The organism is Micromonospora sp. NPDC000668 (assembly GCF_042897975.1).
In the GTDB taxonomy this organism is placed as follows: domain Bacteria; phylum Actinomycetota; class Actinomycetes; order Mycobacteriales; family Micromonosporaceae; genus Micromonospora.
Genome location: NZ_JBIAYP010000001.1, coordinates 1,556,241 through 1,574,038, shown reverse-complemented (window position 1 = coordinate 1,574,038; position 17,798 = coordinate 1,556,241). Strand labels below are relative to the sequence as shown.

Below are 17,798 nucleotides of genomic sequence, written 5' to 3'. Positions count from 1 at the left end.
GTGGGAAGCGTCTGGGTGGCGGTGGCGCCGCCCGCTAGAGTCGAGTCGTGGCGCTCGGTCTTCCCTCGGTACTCCCCAATCCGCAGCCGGCGATCGGGGAGCTCATTCGTGACCGCCAGCCGACCTTCTCGTTCGAGTTCTTCCCGCCCAAGACCGAGGCGGGGGAGCGGCTGCTCTGGCAGGCGATCCGCGAGCTGGAGTCGCTGCGCCCGTCGTTCGTGTCGATCACCTACGGCGCGGGCGGCTCCACCCGGGACACCACCGTGGCGGTGACCGAGCGGATCGCCACCGAAACCACCCTGCTGCCGATGGCCCACCTGACCGCGGTCAACCACTCCGTCGCCGAGCTACGGCACGTGATCGGCCGGCTCGCCGGGGTGGGCGTCCGCAACGTGCTGGCGGTGCGCGGTGACCCGCCGGGCGATCCGGGCGGCGAATGGGTGCGCCACCCCGAGGGCGTGGACTACGCCGAGGACCTGGTCCGCCTGGTGCGCGACTCCGGTGACTTCAGCGTGGGTGTGGCGGCCTTCCCGTACAAGCACCCCCGCTCAGCCGACGTGGCCAGCGACACCGCGCACTTCGTCCGCAAGTGTCGGGCCGGCGCCGAGTTCGCGGTCACCCAGATGTTCTTCGACGCCGATGACTACCTGCGGCTGCGCGACCGGGTCGCCGCCGCCGGCTGCGACACCCCGATCCTGGCCGGTGTGATGCCGGTGACCCAGATCGGCACCATCGAGCGGTCCGTGCAGCTGTCCGGGGCGCCCTTTCCGCCGGCGCTGGCGACGCGCTTCGAGCGGGTCGCCGACGACCCCGAGGCGGTCCGCCAGCTCGGCATCGAGCAGGCCAGCGACATGTGCCGCCGACTGCTGGACGAGGGCGTGCCGGGGATCCACTTCATCACCCTCAACCGGTCCACCGCGACCCGCGAGGTCTGGCAGAACCTCAAGGCCGGCGCGCGGGTGTGACCGGGAAGTCCGCGACACCTGATGACCGGCACGACGGTTGATCCGTGGTGGGCACACAGCTGAACTGGGACCAGTACGCCACTGCGTGGGCGCGGCTGCACGGCGGGTTTGACCCCCGGACCGCCGCGCCGGTGGTGCGCGCCTGGCTGCGGTTCTCGTACCACGTCGGGTACGTGCTGGGCCGGCTGCGGGTCACCCCCACCCCGGTCACCGTGGCCGGGGTGCTGCTCTGCTTCTGCGTACCGTTGCTGGCGACCCGGCCGGGGGACGGGCCGTTCCTCGGCGCGCTGTTCGTGCTGCTCGCCTCGGTGGCCGACAGCGTGGACGGGGCGGTGGCGGTGGCCACCGGTCGCACCACCCGGCTCGGCTACGTCTACGACTCGCTCGCCGACCGGCTCGGTGAGGTGGCCTGGCTGCTGGCGTTCTGGCTGGTCGGCGCGCCGGGCGCGCTGGTCGTCGCGGGCGGCGCGCTGTCCTGGCTGCACGAGTACGTCCGGTCCCGAGCGATATCCGCCGGCATGCGCGAGATCGGCGCGGTGACCGTGGGCGAACGCCCCACCCGGGTCTCGGTGGCGCTGGTCGGGTTGCTGGTCGCCGGGTTGGCCGGGCTGATCGAGCCGGACCTGGCCGCCGGCACCATCACCATGGCTACCGCGGTGTGGGTGCTGCTGGCCGGCTTCGGCCTGGGGCAGCTGCTCTCCACCGTCCGCCGTGCGCTGCTCGACGCCGGCTGACCGCCGCGCTGCTCGACGCCGGCTGACCGCCGCGCTGCTCGACGCCGGCTGACCGCCGCGCTGCCCGCAGGCGTCAACAACGTCCCTACCAGGCCGGGCCGATCTCGTCGGCGACGATCTGCGCGGAGAGGGTCACCATCGGCAGCCCGCCACCGGGGTGGCTGGAGCCGCCCACCAGCCACAGTCCGTGCGCCGGGCCCCGGTTGGCCGGGCGGAGCAGCCCACCGGCGGTGCCGTAGATCGAGCCACCCGGCGCGCCGGTCGCCACGTCCAGGTCGGCCGGGGTGCGGACCTCGCGGAACAGCAACCGGTCGCGCACGTCGACGCCGCGCTGCGCCAGCACGTCCAGGATCCGGTCGGCGTACGCGTCGGCCAGCCCCGGGCGTCGCCAGTCGACCGCGCCCGCTGCGGTGCCCTGCCGGGCGGCGTTGACCAGCACGAACCACGCCTCGTGCCCGGCCGGGCGGACCATCGGGTCGTCGGCCACGGTGACGAACACCGTCGGGTCGGCCGCCGGCCGGGCCCGTACGCCGCGTCCCGGGTCGCCGAAGACCGCGTCGAACTCCGCGTCGTAGTCGCGCGGGAAGAAGACGTTGTGGTGCGCCAGCCCGGTGCTGCCCGAGACGCCGAGCAGCAGCACGAAACCGGCCAGGCTGCGGTCGGTCAGCCCGGCCAACCGGCGCGGATGCGGCAGCAGGTCGCGATAGACGGTGAGCGCGTCCACGTTGGCCACCACCACGTCGGCGGGCACCGGCGCGGCGACGCCGGCGAGGCGTACCCCGTGCACCCGGCCGCCGGTGGCGTCGATCCGGGTCACCGCGGCGCCGGTCTGCACGACCACGCCGAGGTCCAGGCAGCGCGTCAGCAGCGCGTCGGCGAGCGTACCCAGCCCGCCGCGCAGGTACCAGCCGCCGAAGGTCAGCTCGGCGTAGGGGACCGCGGCCAGCGCCGCCGGCGCCCGGCGCGGGTCGGCACCGGTGTAGGTGGCGTACCGGTCCAGCAGCATCCGCAGCCGCGGGTCGGACAGGTGCCGGCGGCCCAGCCCGCGCAGGGTGCGGCCCGGGGCGATGGCGGCCAGGTCGCCGATGCGCCAGGCCAGCGACGCGAGGTCGCGGGGGGAGTCGACGGTCCGGCGCAGGATGTCCCGCGAGGAGGCGTGCCACACCCGTGCGGCCCGGCGCCACAGCCGCTGCCAGTCGGCCGCTGCCCGATCACCGAAGGCGGCCCCGATCCGGGCGGCGAACTCCACCGGGTCGGTGCAGGAGTCCAGCGCCGGGCCGCCGTCGGGGAAGACGTGCCGGACGATCGGGTCCAGCGGGGCCAGGTCGAGGTATTCGTCGAGCTTCGCCCCGGTCGCCTCGAACAGGTCGTGAAAGACCTCGGGCAGGGTGAGCAGGCTCGGCCCGGTGTCGAAGTGGAACGACCCGGCCGGGGTGTCGTGCGTGTACCGGCCGAGCTTGCCGCCGACCGTGTCGGCCCGCTCGAAGACGGTCACCTGGTGCCCGGTGGCGGCCAGCCGGGCGGCGGTGGCGAGGCCACCCACCCCGGCGCCGACGACCACGATCCGCGCCATGTCGCGCCCTCCTAGCTGACCGGGCGGCCCCGCCAGGTCAGGCGGCGACGCTTTCGCAGATGGTACGACCGCAGGGTCAGCCAACCGAGGACCACGACCGACACGGGGTGTGCGAGCGCGTCGGGCCACCACCGTCCCCCGGTCGCCCGGGCGGTGAGCACCCGTCCGGCCGCTCCGAGCAGGTAGCCGGCCAGACCCACGGCGGACACCACCGGCGCGCCGGCCGCCACGCCGGCCAGCGCGACCAGCGGCGGCGCGGTGTAGAGCAGGAGCAGCAGCGCCACCACGGCGGCCGCCGCGCCCGGGTGCCCGAACGACGCCCAGAGCGACTTCGAGTACCCGTCGCGCAGCTGCGGCCAGTCGTCGTACATCCGGCAGGTGGCCAGCCGGGAGCCGTCGGCCAGGGCGATGCGCCCGCCGGCCCGTTTGACCGCCCGGGCCAGCTCGATGTCCTCCAGGATCTTGTCGGCGACCGCGGCGTGCCCGCCGGCGGCGGTGTAGCCGGCCCGGTCCACCACCAGGAACTGCCCGCCCGCCGCGGCCAGCGACGGCCGCGGCGAGCGTTCCATCGCGCGCAACGGCAGGAAGGTCAGCCAGAGCCACTGCAACAGCGGCTGCACCAGCCGGTCGGCCGCCGTCGTCACCACGATCCGGGGATACGGCGACAGCAGCGTCGCGCGGGCGGCGCGCAGTTCGCTGACGGCCGCCGCCACGGCGTGCGGGGCGAGCACCACGTCGGCGTCGACAAAGATCAGCGCGGTGGCCGCCGGGTCGGCCCGGGTGGCCAGTTGCCAGCAGGCGTGCGGCTTGCCCAGCCAGCCCGGTGGCGGGGCGACCCCGGTGAGCAGGGTGACCCGAGGGTCGTCGCCGGCCACCGCGCGGACCACCTCGGCGGTGCCGTCGGTGGACCCGTCGTCGAGGACCACGACGCGCAGCCCGGGCACGCCGCGCTGGGCGAGCAGGGCGCGCAGGCATCCGGTGACGCGGGCGGCCTCGTCGCGCAGCGGCAGCAGTACGGCGACCAGCTCACCGACCTCGTCCGGTCGGTCGGTGGGCCGGCGCAGCCAGCGGGCGGTGTTGAGCCAGGTGTGCCCGGTCAGCGCGGCGACGGCGAGCAGCAGGGCGAGCAGGACGGTCATCGGGTCGCGTCGACGCCGGGCCGGTGCGGTTGGTGATCCACCCGGTGGTTGTCGCGGGCCTGGCGGGCGCGCAGCAGGGTCACCGCCAGCGGCACGGCGATCACCGACATGCCGGCCGCGCCCCAGAGCGCCGAGGCGGGCAGGTCGAGGAAGACCGCGTGGGCCAGGATGCTGGAGAAGTACGTCCACAGGTAGAGCGCGATCATCGGGTGATCCCGCTGGTCGGTGTGCTCGGCGGTCGGGCCGGCCAGCGGGCGCAGCGCGCTCATCAGCAGCACCGCGAAGAGCAGCCAGCCCAGGTAGTTGCTGACCGGGATGCCGGGCAGGCCGGGCAGCGCCGGGGTGGCGTTCCGCCAGGTCCAGTAGCCCTCGGCCACCATCTGCGGATCGAGGAAGAGGTCCCAGGCGGCCAACCCCAGTGCGGCCAGCGCGACCCGCTGGACCCGCCGGCCAGCCGTCGACACGTTGCCGCCAGCCGTCGACCCGTTGCCGCCGGTCAGCCGGACCGCCGCCAGCCAGGCCGGCCAGGCCATCCAGGTCCAGGCCAGCGGGATGATCAGCGGCACCCCGGCCAGCTTGGGGCCGAGCTCGCCGGAGTAGTCGTAGCTGCCGAACGGCACGCCGGTGGCCACCCCGATCGCCTCGATCGCGAACCCGCCGCCGGTGGCCACCGCGACCAGCGCCGCCGCGGCCCGGGGGCCCCGGCTGAGCAGCGCGTGGCCGACCGCGAGCAGCCAACCGAGCACGACGGTGGCCACGGTGAGCCCGGCCCGCGTGGCGCCGCTGGTGAGCGGGTAGCAGATCTGGGCGAGCACCAGGACCGCGAGCAGCGTCCAGGAGACCCGCCGGGTCATGACGCCGGTGGCTCGAGCGGCAGGTCCCGACCGAGTACGCCGAACGGTCGCTCGTCGCCGGGGAAGTGGAAGTCGCGCAGCACGTCGACGAAGCCGAACCGCCGGTACAGCCGCCAGGCCCGCGAGGTCTGCTCCTCGGCCTCCGGGGTGGACAGCAGCGTGGTATCGCCCTCGGCCATGGTGAGCAGAGCGCGCAGCTGGCCGGCGCCCAGGCCGTGCCCCTGTGCGGGCGGCCGGACGTGCAGCTCGACCACCTCGAAGCAGTGGGTGAGCCAGCGCTGCCGGGTCGGGACGTCCAGTGCCCGGTGCACCTGGTCGTGCCACCACTGGCCGGGGCCGCCCAGGTAGCCGTAGCCGAAGCCGGCGAGGTGCCCCTCGCTGGTCAGGCTGGCCACGGCCCGGAACCCGGGTCGGCGGACGTGGGTGGCGATGTAGCCGCGTCGGGCCTCCAGCAGGTCGGTGCGGTAACCCATCGCCTCGCCGTAGACGGTCACCACGTCGTCCAGCCGCCGGACGAGATCGTCCGGCGTCCAGCGCACCAACCTCATGCCCGTCCACCCTTCACCGTTCCCGGGTCGCCGTCGGCGACCCATCCGAGCACCGTCCGGTCGCCGACCACGTCGCGCACCTCGAACCGCGCGAACAACTCCTCGGCGTACCAGCCCGCGGTGGGAGTTCGCATGATCGCCGCCCGGTGCTCCGGGTGACGGTACGCGAACGCCACCAGGTCCGTCGGGTCGCGCCACACGCTCACCGTGCCCTGCCAACCCAGTGGCGCCTCGCCGACGCCGAACCGGGCCAGCAGCCCGGGAGCGTCGCGCAGGGCGGCAGCCACCGGGGGGATCGCCCGCCAGAAGGTGGCCGCCCGGCGGGCCCGCAGCCGGGCCCGGGTCAGCGCCAGCACCGGCCCGGTGACCCGGCCGCCCGACGGCTCGCCGAACGGCCGCTGCCCGGACCACTCACCCCGGCTGCTCAGTGGGCGCAGGTCGACCCGGGCGTGGGCGCGGGCGATCCGCGCCCAGGCGCGCCCGACCGGCGAGTCGTCGAAGCCAGCCGCCGCGGCGGGGGAGTCCCAGACGGTCAGCGCCGCCCACCGGGTCAGATCGGCGTCACCCGGGCCGAAGCCGGTGCCGGTCCCGGTGCCCAGCAGCTTGCCGAACCGGACGCCCGGGAGGGCACGCAGCCGGCCCGGATCCACCGCCATCCGGGTCAGCGCCCGGGGCAGCGCGCCGCGGGACGTCCGCCACACGTGCAGGGTGACCAGCTCTCCGACGCTGCTCACGCCACCGCTTCGCGGCGTCGCGAGCGCCTCGCTGCTGTGCCTGCTGGTTCGCTCGCTCACGCCACCGCTTCGCGGCGTCGCGAGCGCCTCGCTGCTGTGCCTGCTGGTTCGCTTGCTTCGCTCGCTCACGCCACCTCGGTCGGGGTGCCGGCGGTGACCCGCAGCAGCTCGGCGTAGGTGGTCGGGAAGACCGCCTGCGGTACGCCGCCAGCGGCCCAGACCTCCGGGTACGCCGCCAGCGCGGTGTCCACCAGGGTGCGCAGTACGCGCGGGTGCCCGAGCGGAGCGACCCCGCCGATCGGCTGCCCGGTGTGCGTCCGGACGAACTCCGGGGTGGCCCGGCGCAGCCGGGTGACCCCGATCGACGCGGCCAGACCGGCGGTGTCCACCCGGTGCGCGCCGGAGGTGAGCACGAGCAGCGGCGCGTCGTCCGCGTCGAAGATCAGCGAGTTGGCGATCTGGCCGACCTGGACGCCGAGCGCCTCGGCGGCTGCCGCGGCGGTGTGCACCGCGTCGGGCAGCAGGCGGACCGTGCTGGGCTGGCCGGCGCCGTCGAGTGCGCCGGCGTCGGTGAGCGCGTCCTGCACCGCCCGTACGTTCGGGTGTGGCTGCATCCCGCCATTCTTCCCGGTCCGCGGTGCCGGGTTCACTCTGGTGCACCGGCCGGCGCGTCACACGTTGCATTTTCGTCGGAGGGGAGGTGTACTGTCAGCAGCAGTTAGAACGAGTGTTCGATTGCCTCGAACGCCCGTTCCAACCAGCCGGAGCGCGGTGTTTCGCGGCACCACCTCCGGGCGGTGTGGCTCCGCGGGCCGCACCTGGGTTTCCGGGCAGTCGCGAGCCCGGTCCCATCAGGCAGGAGCGTCGCTCGCCGCCCACGACCCCCGGGCGGCGGGCGACGAACCCGCCGGTACGCCGGCCGGGTGTGGTGTGGGGAAGCATCCACACCCGGCCGGCCACACCCGGTGCGTCTTCCTCCGCACCACCCGACCTCGGCGTCTCATCGGCGGCATCAGTGTGCCGGCCGACGCCCCGGCCACGTGGAGGAGACAGTCCATGCCGACCAACCCGGCTCAGGCACCGACGGTGCCGGCGCACGTGCTGCCGCACCGCACCCCCGCCCAACTCCTCACGTTGGCCCGGCGCGGGCTGACCGAAGCCGGCCAGACCCGACCCGACGGTTTGCGCTACGCGGCCGCCCACCTGGCGGCGCTGCGCGCGGCGGCCGCCCTGCTCGCCGCCCGCGCCCGACCCGCGCCGAGCCGGCGCAACCGGATCACCAGCGTCTGGGTCCTGCTCTGCGCCGTCGCCCCCGAGCTCGACGAGTGGGCCCGGTTCTTCGCCGCCGGTGCCGGCAAGCGGGCCGCCGCCGAGGCCGGCATCCCCCGGGTGGTCAGCGCCCGGGAGGCAGACGACCTGCTCCGCGCGGCCGAACAGTTCGTCACGGTGGTGGAGACCGCGCTCGGTGTGGCTCACCAACCGGCCCTGGACGGCCTCGCCGCATGACCCCGCCGTGACGCCGGCCGCCCGATGGGGGGAGCCGGGCGGCCGGCGTCACCGGCGTGCCGGTCCTGATCTGATCCACAGCAACGACGGGGGGTTGGTCCGATGGCGGGCCGCATGGTGGTCGGTTCCGCCGCACTGGCCGATCTGGTACGTCCGGCGAGCGCACCCGATCCGGAGGGCGGCCACCGGGTGCTGCCGGTGGTGCCCGAGCTGACCGGCCTGCTGCCCAACCGGGGCCTGCGTCGGGGCAGCACCATCGCGGTCGCCGTCGGTCAACCTCGGCGCAGTGGCGGCACCTCGCTGGTGCTGGCCCTGCTCGCCGAGGCGTCCCGTGCCGGCTCGTGGTGCGCCGTGGTCGGGGTGCCGACGTTCGGCGCGGGCGCGGCCGCCGAGCTGGGCATCGCCCTGGACCGGCTGGCCCTGGTGCCGAATCCCGGCCCCGAGTGGGCCACCGTGGTCGCCGCGCTGATCGACGGGGTGGATGTCGTGGTCACCGCCGTGCCGGCCGCGGTCTCCGCCTCGGTCGCCACCCGACTGGCCGCCCGGGCCCGGCAGCGCGGCAGCGTGCTCGTCCCGTACGGCCGGTGGGACGGCGCGGACGTGACGTTGCAGGTGGTCCGTGGGGTCTGGGAAGGGCTCGGGGCGGGCCGGGGCCGGCTGCGCCGCCGGGAGGTCACCGTCTCGGCGCGCGGGCGTGGGGCGGCCGCCCGACCCAAGGAGATCAAGGTCTGGCTCCCCGGTGACGAGCTCACCCGGGTGATCCCTCGTACGGTGCTGTCGCCCGTGGGCCGACCGGCCGTGCCGTTCGCCGGCCGGCCCCGTCCGGTGCCGCCGGCCGGTGACCGGGTCCGCGCCGACACCGCCCGGCAGGGCGCCCTCACCCTGGTCAGTCCGGCGTGACCGGGGTCGCGGAGCGCGGTGCCGTTCCGGCCGAGCCTGGCCCGGGAGGTCTGGGGTGACCGGCTCGCCGGTACGGACCCTGCTGCTGTGGTGCCCAGATTGGCCGGTGCTCGCCGCCGAGATCGTCGACGGGGTGCCGGCCACCGGCCCGGTCGCCGTGCTGCACGCCAACCGGGTGGTCGCCTGCTCCGAGCGGGCCCGCGCCGAGGGGGTGCGCCGGGGGCTGCGCAAGCGGGAGGCGCAGGGCCGCTGCCCGCAGCTCACCGTCATGGAGTACGACCCCGGCCGGGACGCCCGGGCGTTCGAGCCGGTGGTCGCCGCGGTGGAGGAGTTGGTCGCCGGCGTCGAGGTGGTTCGCCCGGGCGCCTGCGCGGTGGCCGCCCGGGGCCCGAGCCGTTACCTCGGCGGCGAGGAGGCGGCCGCCGAGCGGATCATCGAGCACATCGCCCAGTCGTGTCTGGTGGAGAGCCAGATCGGCGTCGCCGACGGGGTCTTCGCCGCAGGGCTGGCCGCCCGCGCCGGCCGGGTGGTGGCGCCGGGCGGGACGCCGGAGTTCCTGGCCGGGTTGCCGGTCGAGGCGCTCGCCCGACCGGCGCTGGCCGACCTGCTGCGCCGGCTGGGGGTGCGGACCCTCGGCGACTTCGCCGCGTTGCCGGCCGGTGACGTGCTGGCCCGGTTCGGGTTCGACGGCGCGCTGGCCCACCGGCTGGCCGCCGGGCGGGACCACCGCCCGCTCGCCGTCCGGCAGCCGCCGGCCGACCTGACGGTGACCGCCGAGTACGACGAGCCGATCGACCGGGTCGATGCGGCGGCGTTCGCCGCCCGCGCGCTGGCCGAGCAACTGCACGACCGGCTGGCCGGGCACGGGCTGGCCTGCACCCGACTCGGCATCGAGGCGGTCACCGCGCACGGGCAGGAGCTGCACCGGGTGTGGCGGCACGACGGCCTGCTCACCGCCGCGGCCATCGCCGACCGGGTGCGCTGGCAGCTCGACGGGTGGCTCTCCGGCAGCAACGGCCGGGCCGGCGCCCGACCGGCCCGGCCGACGGCCGGCATCATCCGGCTGCGGCTGATCCCGGACGGGGTGATCGCCCAGGCCGGCCTGCAGTCCGGCCTCTGGGGGGAGACCGGCGAGGAGCGGGAGCGGGCCCACCGGGCGTTGAGTCGGGTGCAGGGCATCCTCGGCCCGGAAGCTGTGGTCACCGCGGTGCTCGGCGGCGGGCGCTCCCCGGCCGACCAGGTGCGACTGGTGCCCTGGGGCGACGAACGCGTCCCCACCCGTCCCGGCCCGCCGGCGCCGGGCAGCCCGGCGTATCCGGGCGGGTCGGCGTCCCCCGGTGGGCTGGCGGTCTCGGGCCGGTCGGCGGACCTGGGCGGATCGGGCGGTGGCGCGGCGCGGGCCGGGGCCCGGGTGGCGGGGGGTGCCCCGCCCTGGCCCGGCCAGCTCCCACCGCCCGCACCGGCGATGGTGCTGCCGAGCCCGCTCGCGGCGACCGTGCACGACGCCGCCGGAGAGCCGGTGGTGATCAGCGCGCGGTTGGCGGTGAGCGCCCCGCCCGCCCTGCTGGTGGTTGGTACCGGCCAGCCGGCGGAGATCGTCGGCTGGGCCGGGCCGTGGCCGGTGGACGAGCGCTGGTGGGCGCCGGCGGAAGCCCGCCGTCGGGCCCGGTTTCAGGTCGGCCTCGCCGACGGCACCGCCCTGCTGCTCGCCGTCGAGGCCGGGCAGTGGCTGGTGGAGGCGATCTATGACTGAGTGTTCAGCCGGATGAGCTTCCACAACCCGAAGATGCCCTGGTCGGAGCTGGAGGGGGTGCTCTCCGGGCGGCCCGACGGCAACCGGGGGAGCAGGGGCGAGCGGCACCTGCACGTGGTGGACCCGCTCGCCGTGGACGCCGACGGTGGTGACTCCCCGGCCTGGAGTCGCAAGCGCCAGCACTACGAGGCGCCCGAGCTGCCCCGCCCCGACGACGCCGTGCCCTACGCGGAGCTGCACGCGCACACCAACTTCAGCTTCCTCGACGGCGCCAGCCACCCCGAGGAGTTGGCCGAGGAGGCGGCCCGGCTGGGGCTCACCGCGCTCGCCGTCACCGACCACGACGGCTTCTACGGGGTGGTCCGCTTCGCCGAGGCGGCCCGCGCGCTGGACCTGCCGACCATCTTCGGTGCGGAGCTGTCCCTCGGGCTGCCCGGCCCGCAGAACGGCGAGCCCGACCCGCACGGCGCGCACCTGCTGGTGCTCGCGCACGGCCACGAGGGGTACGCCCGGCTGGCCACCACCATCGCCCGCGCCCAGCTACGTGGCGGGGAGAAGGGCCGCCCGGTCTACGGGGAGCTGGAGGAGGTCGCCGCCGAGCTGCGCGACCACGTGCTGGTGCTGACCGGCTGCCGCAAGGGGCACGTGCCGGCGGCGCTGCTCACCGAGGGGGTGGACGCGGCGGCCCGCGAGCTGGACCGGCTGACCGCGCTCTTCGGTGCGGAGACGGTGGCGGTGGAGCTGACCGACCACGGCCACCCCGTCGACGCCGACCGCAACGACGCGCTCGCCGAGTTGGCCGCCACGGCCGGGCTGCCGACGGTGGCCAGCAACAACGTGCACTACGCCAGCCCCGGCCGGCGTCGGCTGGCCACCACCGTCGCCGCCGTCCGGGCCCGACGCAGCCTGGACGAGATCGACGGCTGGCTGCCCGCGGCTGCCACCGCCCACCTGCGCAGCGGCGCGGAGATGGCGGCCCGGTTCGCCGCGTACCCGGGTGCGGTGGCCCGGGCCGCCGAGTTCGGCGCCGAGCTGGCCTTCGACCTCCAACTGGTCGCGCCGCAGCTGCCGGCGTACCCGGTGCCGCCAGGGCACACCGAGATGAGCTGGCTGCGGAAGCTGACCGCCGACGGGGCTCGGGAGCGCTACGGACCCCCGCAGGCGCACCCGACGGCGTACGCGCAGCTCGACCACGAGCTGAACATGATCGAGGAGCTGGGTTTCCCGGGCTACTTCCTGGTGGTCTACGACATCGTGACGTTCTGCCGTGAGCAGGACATCTACTGCCAGGGCCGGGGCTCGGCAGCCAACTCGGCGGTCTGCTACGCGCTGCGGATCACCAACGTGGACGCCGTCCGGCACCGGCTGCTCTTCGAGCGTTTCCTCGCCCCGGAGCGGGACGGCCCGCCGGACATCGACGTGGACATCGAATCCGACCGCCGGGAGGAGGTGATCCAGCACGTCTACACCCGCTACGGCCGGGAGCACGCCGCCCAGGTCGCCAACGTCATCTCCTACCGGCCCCGGTCGGCGGTGCGGGACGTGGCCAAGGCGTTCGGCTTCTCACCCGGCCAGCAGGACGCCTGGAGCAAACAGATCGACCGGTGGGGCTCGGTCGCCACGGTCGACGTCGAGGACATCCCGGAGCAGGTGGTGGAGTACGCCAACGAGCTGCAGACGTTCCCCCGGCACCTGGGCATCCACTCCGGCGGCATGGTGATCTGCGACCGGCCGGTGATCGAGGTCTGCCCGGTGGAGTGGGGGCGGATGCCCGGGCGCAGCGTGCTCCAGTGGGACAAGGACGACTGCGCCGCGGTCGGTCTGGTCAAGTTCGACCTGCTCGGCCTCGGCATGCTCTCCGCGCTGCACTACGGCTACGACATGATCGGGTCCCGACTCGACCTCGGCGACATGACGCTGGACGACCCGGAGGTCTACGACATGCTCTGCCGGGCCGACTCGGTCGGGGTGTTCCAGGTGGAGAGTCGCGCCCAGATGGCCACCCTGCCCCGGCTCAAGCCCCGCGAGTTCTACGACCTGGTGGTCGAGGTGGCGCTGATCCGGCCCGGCCCGATCCAGGGCGGCTCGGTGCACCCGTTCATCCGGCGCAAGAACGGCCTGGAGCCGGTGACGTTCGCGCACCCGTTGATGCGCAACGCGCTGGAGAAGACCCTCGGCGTGCCGCTGTTCCAGGAGCAGTTGATGCAGCTCGCCATCGACCTGGCCGGCTTCGACGCGGCCGAGGCCGACCAACTGCGCCGGGCCATGGGCGCCAAACGCTCGGTCGAGCGGATGACCCGCATCGCCGACCGGCTCTACGCCGGGATGGCCGAGCGGGGCATCACCGGTGAGCTGGCCGACGACGTCTACCGCAAGCTCACCGCGTTCGCCAGCTACGGCTTCCCGGAGAGCCACGCGATGAGCTTCGCCTACCTGGTCTACGCCAGCTCCTGGCTCAAGCGCTACCACCCGGCCCCGTTCCTCGCCGCGCTGCTCAACGCCCAGCCGATGGGCTTCTACTCACCGCAGACCCTGGTCGACGACGCCCGCCGGCACGGGGTGGAGGTACGCCGACCGGACATCAACGCCAGCGGGGCCAAGGCGGTGCTGGAGTCCACCCCCGACACCCGGTGGGGCAGCGGGCCGGGGGAGCCGCCGCACGCCTGGGGGCTGGACGGTCCGGCGGTCCGGCTCGGGCTGTCCAGCGTGCGTACCCTCGGCGCCGAGGTGGCCGAGCGGATCGAGGCCGACCGGAGCGCGCACGGGCCGTACCGTGACATGTCGGACCTGGCCCGGCGGGTCGGTCTCACCGCCGCGCAACTGGAGGCGCTGGCCACCGCGGACGCCTTCGCCTGTTTCGGGCTGACCCGACGGCAGGCGCTCTGGGCCGCCGGCGCGGCGGCCCAGGACCGGCCGGGCCGGCTGCCCGGCACGGTGACCGGCGCGGCGGCGCCGACGTTGCCCGGGATGGAGGCGGTGGACCGGCTGGTCGCCGACGTGTGGGCCACCGGGCTGTCACCGGAGAGCCATCCGGCCCGGTTCATCCGGGGTCAGCTCGACGTGCTCGGCGCGGTGCCGATCGCCCGGCTCGGTCGGGTGGAGCCCGGGCAGCGGATCCGGGTCGGCGGGATCGTCACCCACCGGCAGCGCCCGGCGACCGCGGGCGGGGTCACCTTCCTCAACCTGGAGGACGAGACCGGCATGCTCAATGTCACCTGCTCGCCGGGGCTGTGGCAGCGCTACCGGCGGGTTGCCCGGACCAGCGCCGCGCTGGTGGTCCGGGGGCGGCTGGAGCGGCATGAGGGGGTGACCAACCTGGTCGCCGACCGGCTGGACGCCATCGAGCCACCGGTCAGTCCCGCGTCCCGTGACTTCCGCTGATCGAGTGATCCACATTACGGTTTCCGGTGCCGCCGAGCGGGAGACTCGTGCTGAGCGGGCAGAGCGGCCCGTGATCCATGAGGGGAAAGAACAGTGATGGGGAATCACACGTACACCGGCGGAATCGCCAACTCCCGACGGACCCGGCTCGGCGCCGGTTGGATGCCGTCGCACCTCGCCGACCCTCGCGAGTACGAGGTGACCAACGGTCCGGTCGCCAACGAGCGGCGGTCCCGCGCGGAGGACGAGGTCGAGGGCGTCGAGTCCTGACCGGCCGCGTCACCGCGTCCCGACCCGGCGGGTCGGTGCGCCTGCCACACGATCGCCCTGCTGATGGACCGGGTGACTAGGCTCGACCGGGTGGAGCAGACCCGAGGCCGGTTCGCCGGGCCGCCGCTGACCCCCCGTACCGCCGTGATCTGGTCGGTGCTCCGCGCCGAACTGGACCGGCGCGGCGACACCGAGCTCACCGTGCTGGACGTGGGCGGCGGCACCGGCGGCTTCGCCGTCCCGCTGGCCCGGGCCGGGCACCGCGTGACCGTGGTCGACGCCAGCCCCGACGCGCTGGCCGCGCTCACCCGCCGGGCCGCCGAGGCCGGGGTGGCCGACCGGATCGCCGCCGTGCAGGGCGACGGCGACGCCCTGACCGGGCTGGTCGAGCCGGCCGGGGTCGACCTGGTGCTCTGCCACGCCGTGCTGGAGGTGGTCGACGACCCGACGCCGGTGGTGACCGCGCTGGCCACCGCACTGCGCCCCGGCGGCGCGGCCAGCGTGCTGGTGGCCGGCCGGGCCGCCGCCGTGCTGGGCCGGGCGATGAACGGCCACCTGGAGGTCGCGGCCGCGCTGGCCGCCGACCCGGCCGGCACCGCCGGGCCGCGGGACACCCTGCGCCGCCGCTACGACGCCGACGGCGCCGCCGCGCTGCTCACCGCCGCCGGGCTGGTGGTCGAGGAGATCCACGGGGTACGCGTACTGGCCGACCTGCTGCCGGCTGCGGTCGCCGACGGGCAGTCGGCCGCCCTGGTCGAGCTGGAACGGACGCTGGCCGCCCAGCCCCCGTACCGGGATCTGGCCGCCCAGCTGCACCTGTTCGCCCGCCGGCCGGCATGACCGCCCCGCCGGGTGGTGCGCCGGCGCCGCTGGCGGTCCTCGGGCCGGAACACGGCGGCGGCCGCCTCACCGATGTGCTGCCCAGCGCGCTCGCCGTGCTGGGCGTCCCCGGGTCGGCCGACCCGCTCGGGCTCGTCCCCGCGCTGGCCGGCGTACGCCGGATCGCCGTGCTGCTGGTCGACGGCCTCGGCTGGTACCAGCTGCCGACCGCCGCGCCGTACGCGCCGACCCTCGCGGGGCTCGCCGCGACGGTGGCCCGGCCGCTCATCGCGGGTTTCCCGTCCACCACCCCGACCAGCCTGGTGTCGCTGGGCACCGGCGTCGCGCCGGGCGCGCACGGGGTGCTCGGCTTCACCGTGCGGATGCCCGGCACCGACCGGGTGCTCACCCACACCGACTGGGCCGCCGACCCGTCGCCGCTGCGCTGGCAGCCGGTGCCCACCCAGCTGGAGCGGGCCCGCGCCGCCGGGGTGGCGGTGAGCGTGGTGAGCCGGCCGGAGTTCGGTGGCAGCGGGTTGACCCTGGCCGCCAACCGGGGCGGCGACTTCCGGGGCGCCATCGGCGCGGACGCGGTGTCCGCCACCATGCTGGCCGCGCTGTCCGCCGGCCACGGACCCACCCTGGTCTCCGGCTACCACGCCGACCTGGACCGGCACGGCCACCTCAGCGGGGTCGACTCGGCACCCTGGCGGATCGCCGCCAACGAGGTGGACGCGCTGCTCGCCCGCCTGGTCGACGGGCTGCCGCCGGACGCCGCGCTGCTGGTGACGGCCGACCACGGGCAGCTCAACGTGCCCGCCACGCACCGTTTCGACCTGGACACCGATCCGCGGCTGCGCGGCGGTGTGCGGCTGGTGGCCGGTGAGGCACGGGTGCGCTACCTGCACGTCGCGCCGGGCGCGGCCGACGACGTGGTGGCTGCCTGGTCGGCGGTGCTCGGCGACGCGGCGCGGGTGCGTACCCGCGACGAGGTGGTGGCCACCGGCTGGTTCGGGCCGGTGCCCGAGGAGCACCTGGGGCGCATCGGCGACGTGGTGGTGACCTGCAACGACACGTACGCGGTGCTGGCCACCCGCACCGAGCGGCCGATGGCGTCCCGGTTGGTGGCGTACCACGGGTCGGACACGGCCGCCGAGCTGACGGTGCCGCTGCTGGTCGTCCGCGGCTGAACGGTGGTCCGGCCCGGCGGTCGCTGGTGGTGTCGTACCCCCGGGTTAACCTGCCGGGATGGGCCGCAGCCAGTCGTTGCCCCGGGGCGTCGATCCGCGCTTCGGGCCGGACGCCGACGACTCCGACAGCCCGATCCTGCACGTCGACATGGACGCCTTCTTCGCCGCCGTCGAGGTGCGCCGCCGGCCCGAGCTGCGCGGCCGGCCGGTGGTCGTCGGTGGTGTCGGGCCGCGTGGCGTGGTGAGTTCCGCCAGCTATGAGGCCCGCCGCTACGGCGTACGCAGCGCGATGCCGACCAGCCAGGCCCGGGCCCGCTGCCCGCACGCCGTCTACCTGCCACCGGATTTCACCGCCTACACCACCGCCTCCCGCGCGGTGATGCAGATCTTCCGGGACGTCACCCCGCTGGTCGAGCCGCTCTCCCTCGACGAGGCGTTCCTCGACGTGACCGGCGCCCGCCGGCTGTTCGGGGCCCCGGCCACCATCGCCGGGCTGATCCGCCGCCGGGTCGCCGAGGAACAGGCGCTGACCTGCTCAGTCGGGGTGGCGCCGAGCAAGTTCGTGGCCAAGCTGGGTTCCACCCGGGCCAAGCCGGACGGCCTGTTGGTCGTGCCCCCCGGGCAGGTGCTCGACTTCCTGCACCCACTGCCGGTGGACGCGCTCTGGGGGGTGGGGGAGCGGGCCGCCGAGGCGCTGCGTCGGCTCGGCCTGGCCACCGTCGGCGACCTCGCCGAGGCCCCGTTGGGCATGCTCCGCCGGGCGGTCGGCGCCGCGTCGGCGGTGCACCTGCACGAGTTGGCCTGGGGGCGAGACCCGCGCCGGGTCAGCCCCGAGCACGTCGACAAGTCGATCGGCGCCGAGGTGACCTTCGACGTCGACGTGGCCGACCCGCTGGAGATCCGCCGCGCCCTGCTCGCGCTCAGCGCGAAGGTCGGCGTCCGGTTGCGCGGCTCCGGGCAGGTGGGGCGCACCGTGTCGCTCAAGGTGCGCTTGGCCGACTTCCGCACCGTCAACCGCTCCCGCACTCTCGGCGTGCCCACCGACACGGCACGCGAGATGTTCGACACGGTCTGGGCGCTCTACACCGCCCTGGACCCGGGCGAGCGGATCCGGCTCGTCGGTGTCCGGGTGGAGGGGCTCGCCCCGGCGGAGGGTGCGCCCCGGCAACTCACCCTCGGCGCGCCCGAGCGTGGTTGGCGGGAGGCGGAAGCTGCCGCGGACGCTGCCGCTGCCCGATTCGGGCGATCCGTCATAGGTCCAGCCAGTCTGTTAGGCGACCGTGATCCCCGCCGAAACGAAAATCCACCCCACCCATAGGTCGTCCCGCTTTCCGACGCGCGACCCCCCTCGTAGACTTGCGGGTAAGCAGCCGGTTGGCTGCCACGGTCTGTCGGCCCGAGTGGGCCTGACCAACGTGACCGGGGAGGAGTG

Annotated in this window: 16 protein-coding genes; 10 read left to right on the top strand and 6 right to left on the bottom strand. The window is 75.3% G+C overall.

The window, feature by feature from the left end; translation table 11 throughout:
- Positions 1–47: 47 nt before the first annotated feature.
- Together metF and ACFY29_RS07265 are read left to right on the top strand one after the other, a co-directional pair.
- A complete protein-coding gene (gene metF, locus ACFY29_RS07270) occupies positions 48–965 on the top strand; it encodes a methylenetetrahydrofolate reductase [NAD(P)H] (protein WP_355604990.1) in 918 nt (305 codons plus the stop codon).
- Between the two features lie 44 nt (positions 966–1,009).
- Positions 1,010–1,699 (top strand): CDP-alcohol phosphatidyltransferase family protein, encoded by a 690-nt coding sequence (locus ACFY29_RS07265; RefSeq protein ID WP_328418906.1) that lies wholly within the window; start codon positions 1,010–1,012, stop codon positions 1,697–1,699.
- Positions 1,700–1,784: 85 nt separating this feature from the next.
- Here the strand turns inward: ACFY29_RS07265 and ACFY29_RS07260 are convergent, their stop codons facing one another.
- The 6 genes from ACFY29_RS07260 to ACFY29_RS07235 form a co-directional block, all read right to left on the bottom strand.
- Entirely contained in the window at positions 1,785–3,272 is a 1,488-nt protein-coding gene (locus ACFY29_RS07260; RefSeq protein WP_328418905.1) for a phytoene desaturase family protein, read from the bottom strand.
- 11 nt (positions 3,273–3,283) lie between these two features.
- Positions 3,284–4,411, bottom strand: a complete 1,128-nt coding sequence (locus tag ACFY29_RS07255) for a glycosyltransferase (protein ID WP_386984066.1) — start codon at positions 4,409–4,411, stop codon at positions 3,284–3,286.
- Positions 4,408–5,265, bottom strand: coding sequence for a carotenoid biosynthesis protein (locus ACFY29_RS07250; RefSeq protein ID WP_386984064.1), 858 nt, complete (start codon positions 5,263–5,265; stop codon positions 4,408–4,410). Before ACFY29_RS07250 ends, ACFY29_RS07255 begins: the two co-directional genes overlap by 4 nt.
- A complete protein-coding gene (locus tag ACFY29_RS07245; RefSeq protein ID WP_328418902.1) occupies positions 5,262–5,813 on the bottom strand; it encodes a GNAT family N-acetyltransferase in 552 nt (183 codons plus the stop codon). Before ACFY29_RS07245 ends, ACFY29_RS07250 begins: the two co-directional genes overlap by 4 nt.
- Positions 5,810–6,547 (bottom strand): monooxygenase, encoded by a 738-nt coding sequence (locus ACFY29_RS07240; protein ID WP_386984062.1) that lies wholly within the window; start codon positions 6,545–6,547, stop codon positions 5,810–5,812. Before ACFY29_RS07240 ends, ACFY29_RS07245 begins: the two co-directional genes overlap by 4 nt.
- A 125-nt stretch (positions 6,548–6,672) precedes the next feature.
- Positions 6,673–7,161, bottom strand: a complete 489-nt coding sequence (locus ACFY29_RS07235; protein WP_328418900.1) for a YbaK/EbsC family protein — start codon at positions 7,159–7,161, stop codon at positions 6,673–6,675.
- A 442-nt stretch (positions 7,162–7,603) separates the two neighbouring features.
- On the opposite strand from ACFY29_RS07235, the gene ACFY29_RS07230 reads away from it, so the two are divergent.
- The 8 genes from ACFY29_RS07230 to ACFY29_RS07195 all read left to right on the top strand — a co-directional run bounded on the left by ACFY29_RS07230 (position 7,604) and on the right by ACFY29_RS07195 (position 17,684).
- Positions 7,604–8,053, top strand: coding sequence for an SAV_6107 family HEPN domain-containing protein (locus ACFY29_RS07230; RefSeq protein ID WP_386984059.1), 450 nt, complete (start codon positions 7,604–7,606; stop codon positions 8,051–8,053).
- 102 nt (positions 8,054–8,155) lie between these two features.
- Complete coding sequence (locus ACFY29_RS07225) at positions 8,156–8,953, top strand: hypothetical protein (protein WP_328418898.1); 798 nt, start codon at positions 8,156–8,158, stop codon at positions 8,951–8,953.
- 55 nt (positions 8,954–9,008) lie between these two features.
- Positions 9,009–10,706, top strand: a complete 1,698-nt coding sequence (locus tag ACFY29_RS07220) for a DNA polymerase Y family protein (protein WP_386984057.1) — start codon at positions 9,009–9,011, stop codon at positions 10,704–10,706.
- Between the two features lie 12 nt (positions 10,707–10,718).
- Positions 10,719–14,087, top strand: a complete 3,369-nt coding sequence (locus ACFY29_RS07215) for an error-prone DNA polymerase (RefSeq protein WP_386984055.1) — start codon at positions 10,719–10,721, stop codon at positions 14,085–14,087.
- A 96-nt stretch (positions 14,088–14,183) separates the two neighbouring features.
- Entirely contained in the window at positions 14,184–14,357 is a 174-nt protein-coding gene (locus ACFY29_RS07210; RefSeq protein ID WP_328426867.1) for a hypothetical protein, read from the top strand.
- A 63-nt stretch (positions 14,358–14,420) separates the two neighbouring features.
- Positions 14,421–15,197: a methyltransferase domain-containing protein gene (locus tag ACFY29_RS07205; protein WP_386984053.1), complete on the top strand. Its 777-nt coding sequence runs from the start codon at positions 14,421–14,423 to the stop codon at positions 15,195–15,197.
- A complete protein-coding gene (locus ACFY29_RS07200) occupies positions 15,194–16,366 on the top strand; it encodes a nucleotide pyrophosphatase/phosphodiesterase family protein (RefSeq protein WP_355605014.1) in 1,173 nt (390 codons plus the stop codon). The genes ACFY29_RS07205 and ACFY29_RS07200 overlap by 4 nt, the downstream gene beginning before the upstream one ends.
- Before the next feature lie 58 nt (positions 16,367–16,424).
- Positions 16,425–17,684, top strand: a complete 1,260-nt coding sequence (locus tag ACFY29_RS07195; protein ID WP_386984051.1) for a DNA polymerase IV — start codon at positions 16,425–16,427, stop codon at positions 17,682–17,684.
- The last annotated feature ends 114 nt before the right edge of the window (positions 17,685–17,798 follow it).

Excerpts from the sequence above, each read along its gene's own strand:
- ACFY29_RS07205 (WP_386984053.1), top strand. The coding sequence starts at position 14,421 with ATGGACCGGGTGACTAGGCTCGACCGGGTGGAGCAGACCCGAGGCCGG.
- ACFY29_RS07225 (WP_328418898.1), top strand. The coding sequence starts at position 8,156 with ATGGCGGGCCGCATGGTGGTCGGTTCCGCCGCACTGGCCGATCTGGTA.
- ACFY29_RS07200 (WP_355605014.1), top strand. The coding sequence starts at position 15,194 with ATGACCGCCCCGCCGGGTGGTGCGCCGGCGCCGCTGGCGGTCCTCGGG.
- ACFY29_RS07260 (WP_328418905.1), bottom strand. The coding sequence starts at position 3,272 with ATGGCGCGGATCGTGGTCGTCGGCGCCGGGGTGGGTGGCCTCGCCACC.
- ACFY29_RS07230 (WP_386984059.1), top strand. The coding sequence starts at position 7,604 with ATGCCGACCAACCCGGCTCAGGCACCGACGGTGCCGGCGCACGTGCTG.
- ACFY29_RS07245 (WP_328418902.1), bottom strand. The coding sequence starts at position 5,813 with ATGAGGTTGGTGCGCTGGACGCCGGACGATCTCGTCCGGCGGCTGGAC.
- ACFY29_RS07195 (WP_386984051.1), top strand. The coding sequence starts at position 16,425 with ATGGGCCGCAGCCAGTCGTTGCCCCGGGGCGTCGATCCGCGCTTCGGG.
- ACFY29_RS07235 (WP_328418900.1), bottom strand. The coding sequence starts at position 7,161 with ATGCAGCCACACCCGAACGTACGGGCGGTGCAGGACGCGCTCACCGAC.
- ACFY29_RS07250 (WP_386984064.1), bottom strand. The coding sequence starts at position 5,265 with ATGACCCGGCGGGTCTCCTGGACGCTGCTCGCGGTCCTGGTGCTCGCC.
- ACFY29_RS07210 (WP_328426867.1), top strand. The coding sequence starts at position 14,184 with ATGGGGAATCACACGTACACCGGCGGAATCGCCAACTCCCGACGGACC.
- ACFY29_RS07215 (WP_386984055.1), top strand. The coding sequence starts at position 10,719 with ATGAGCTTCCACAACCCGAAGATGCCCTGGTCGGAGCTGGAGGGGGTG.
- ACFY29_RS07255 (WP_386984066.1), bottom strand. The coding sequence starts at position 4,411 with ATGACCGTCCTGCTCGCCCTGCTGCTCGCCGTCGCCGCGCTGACCGGG.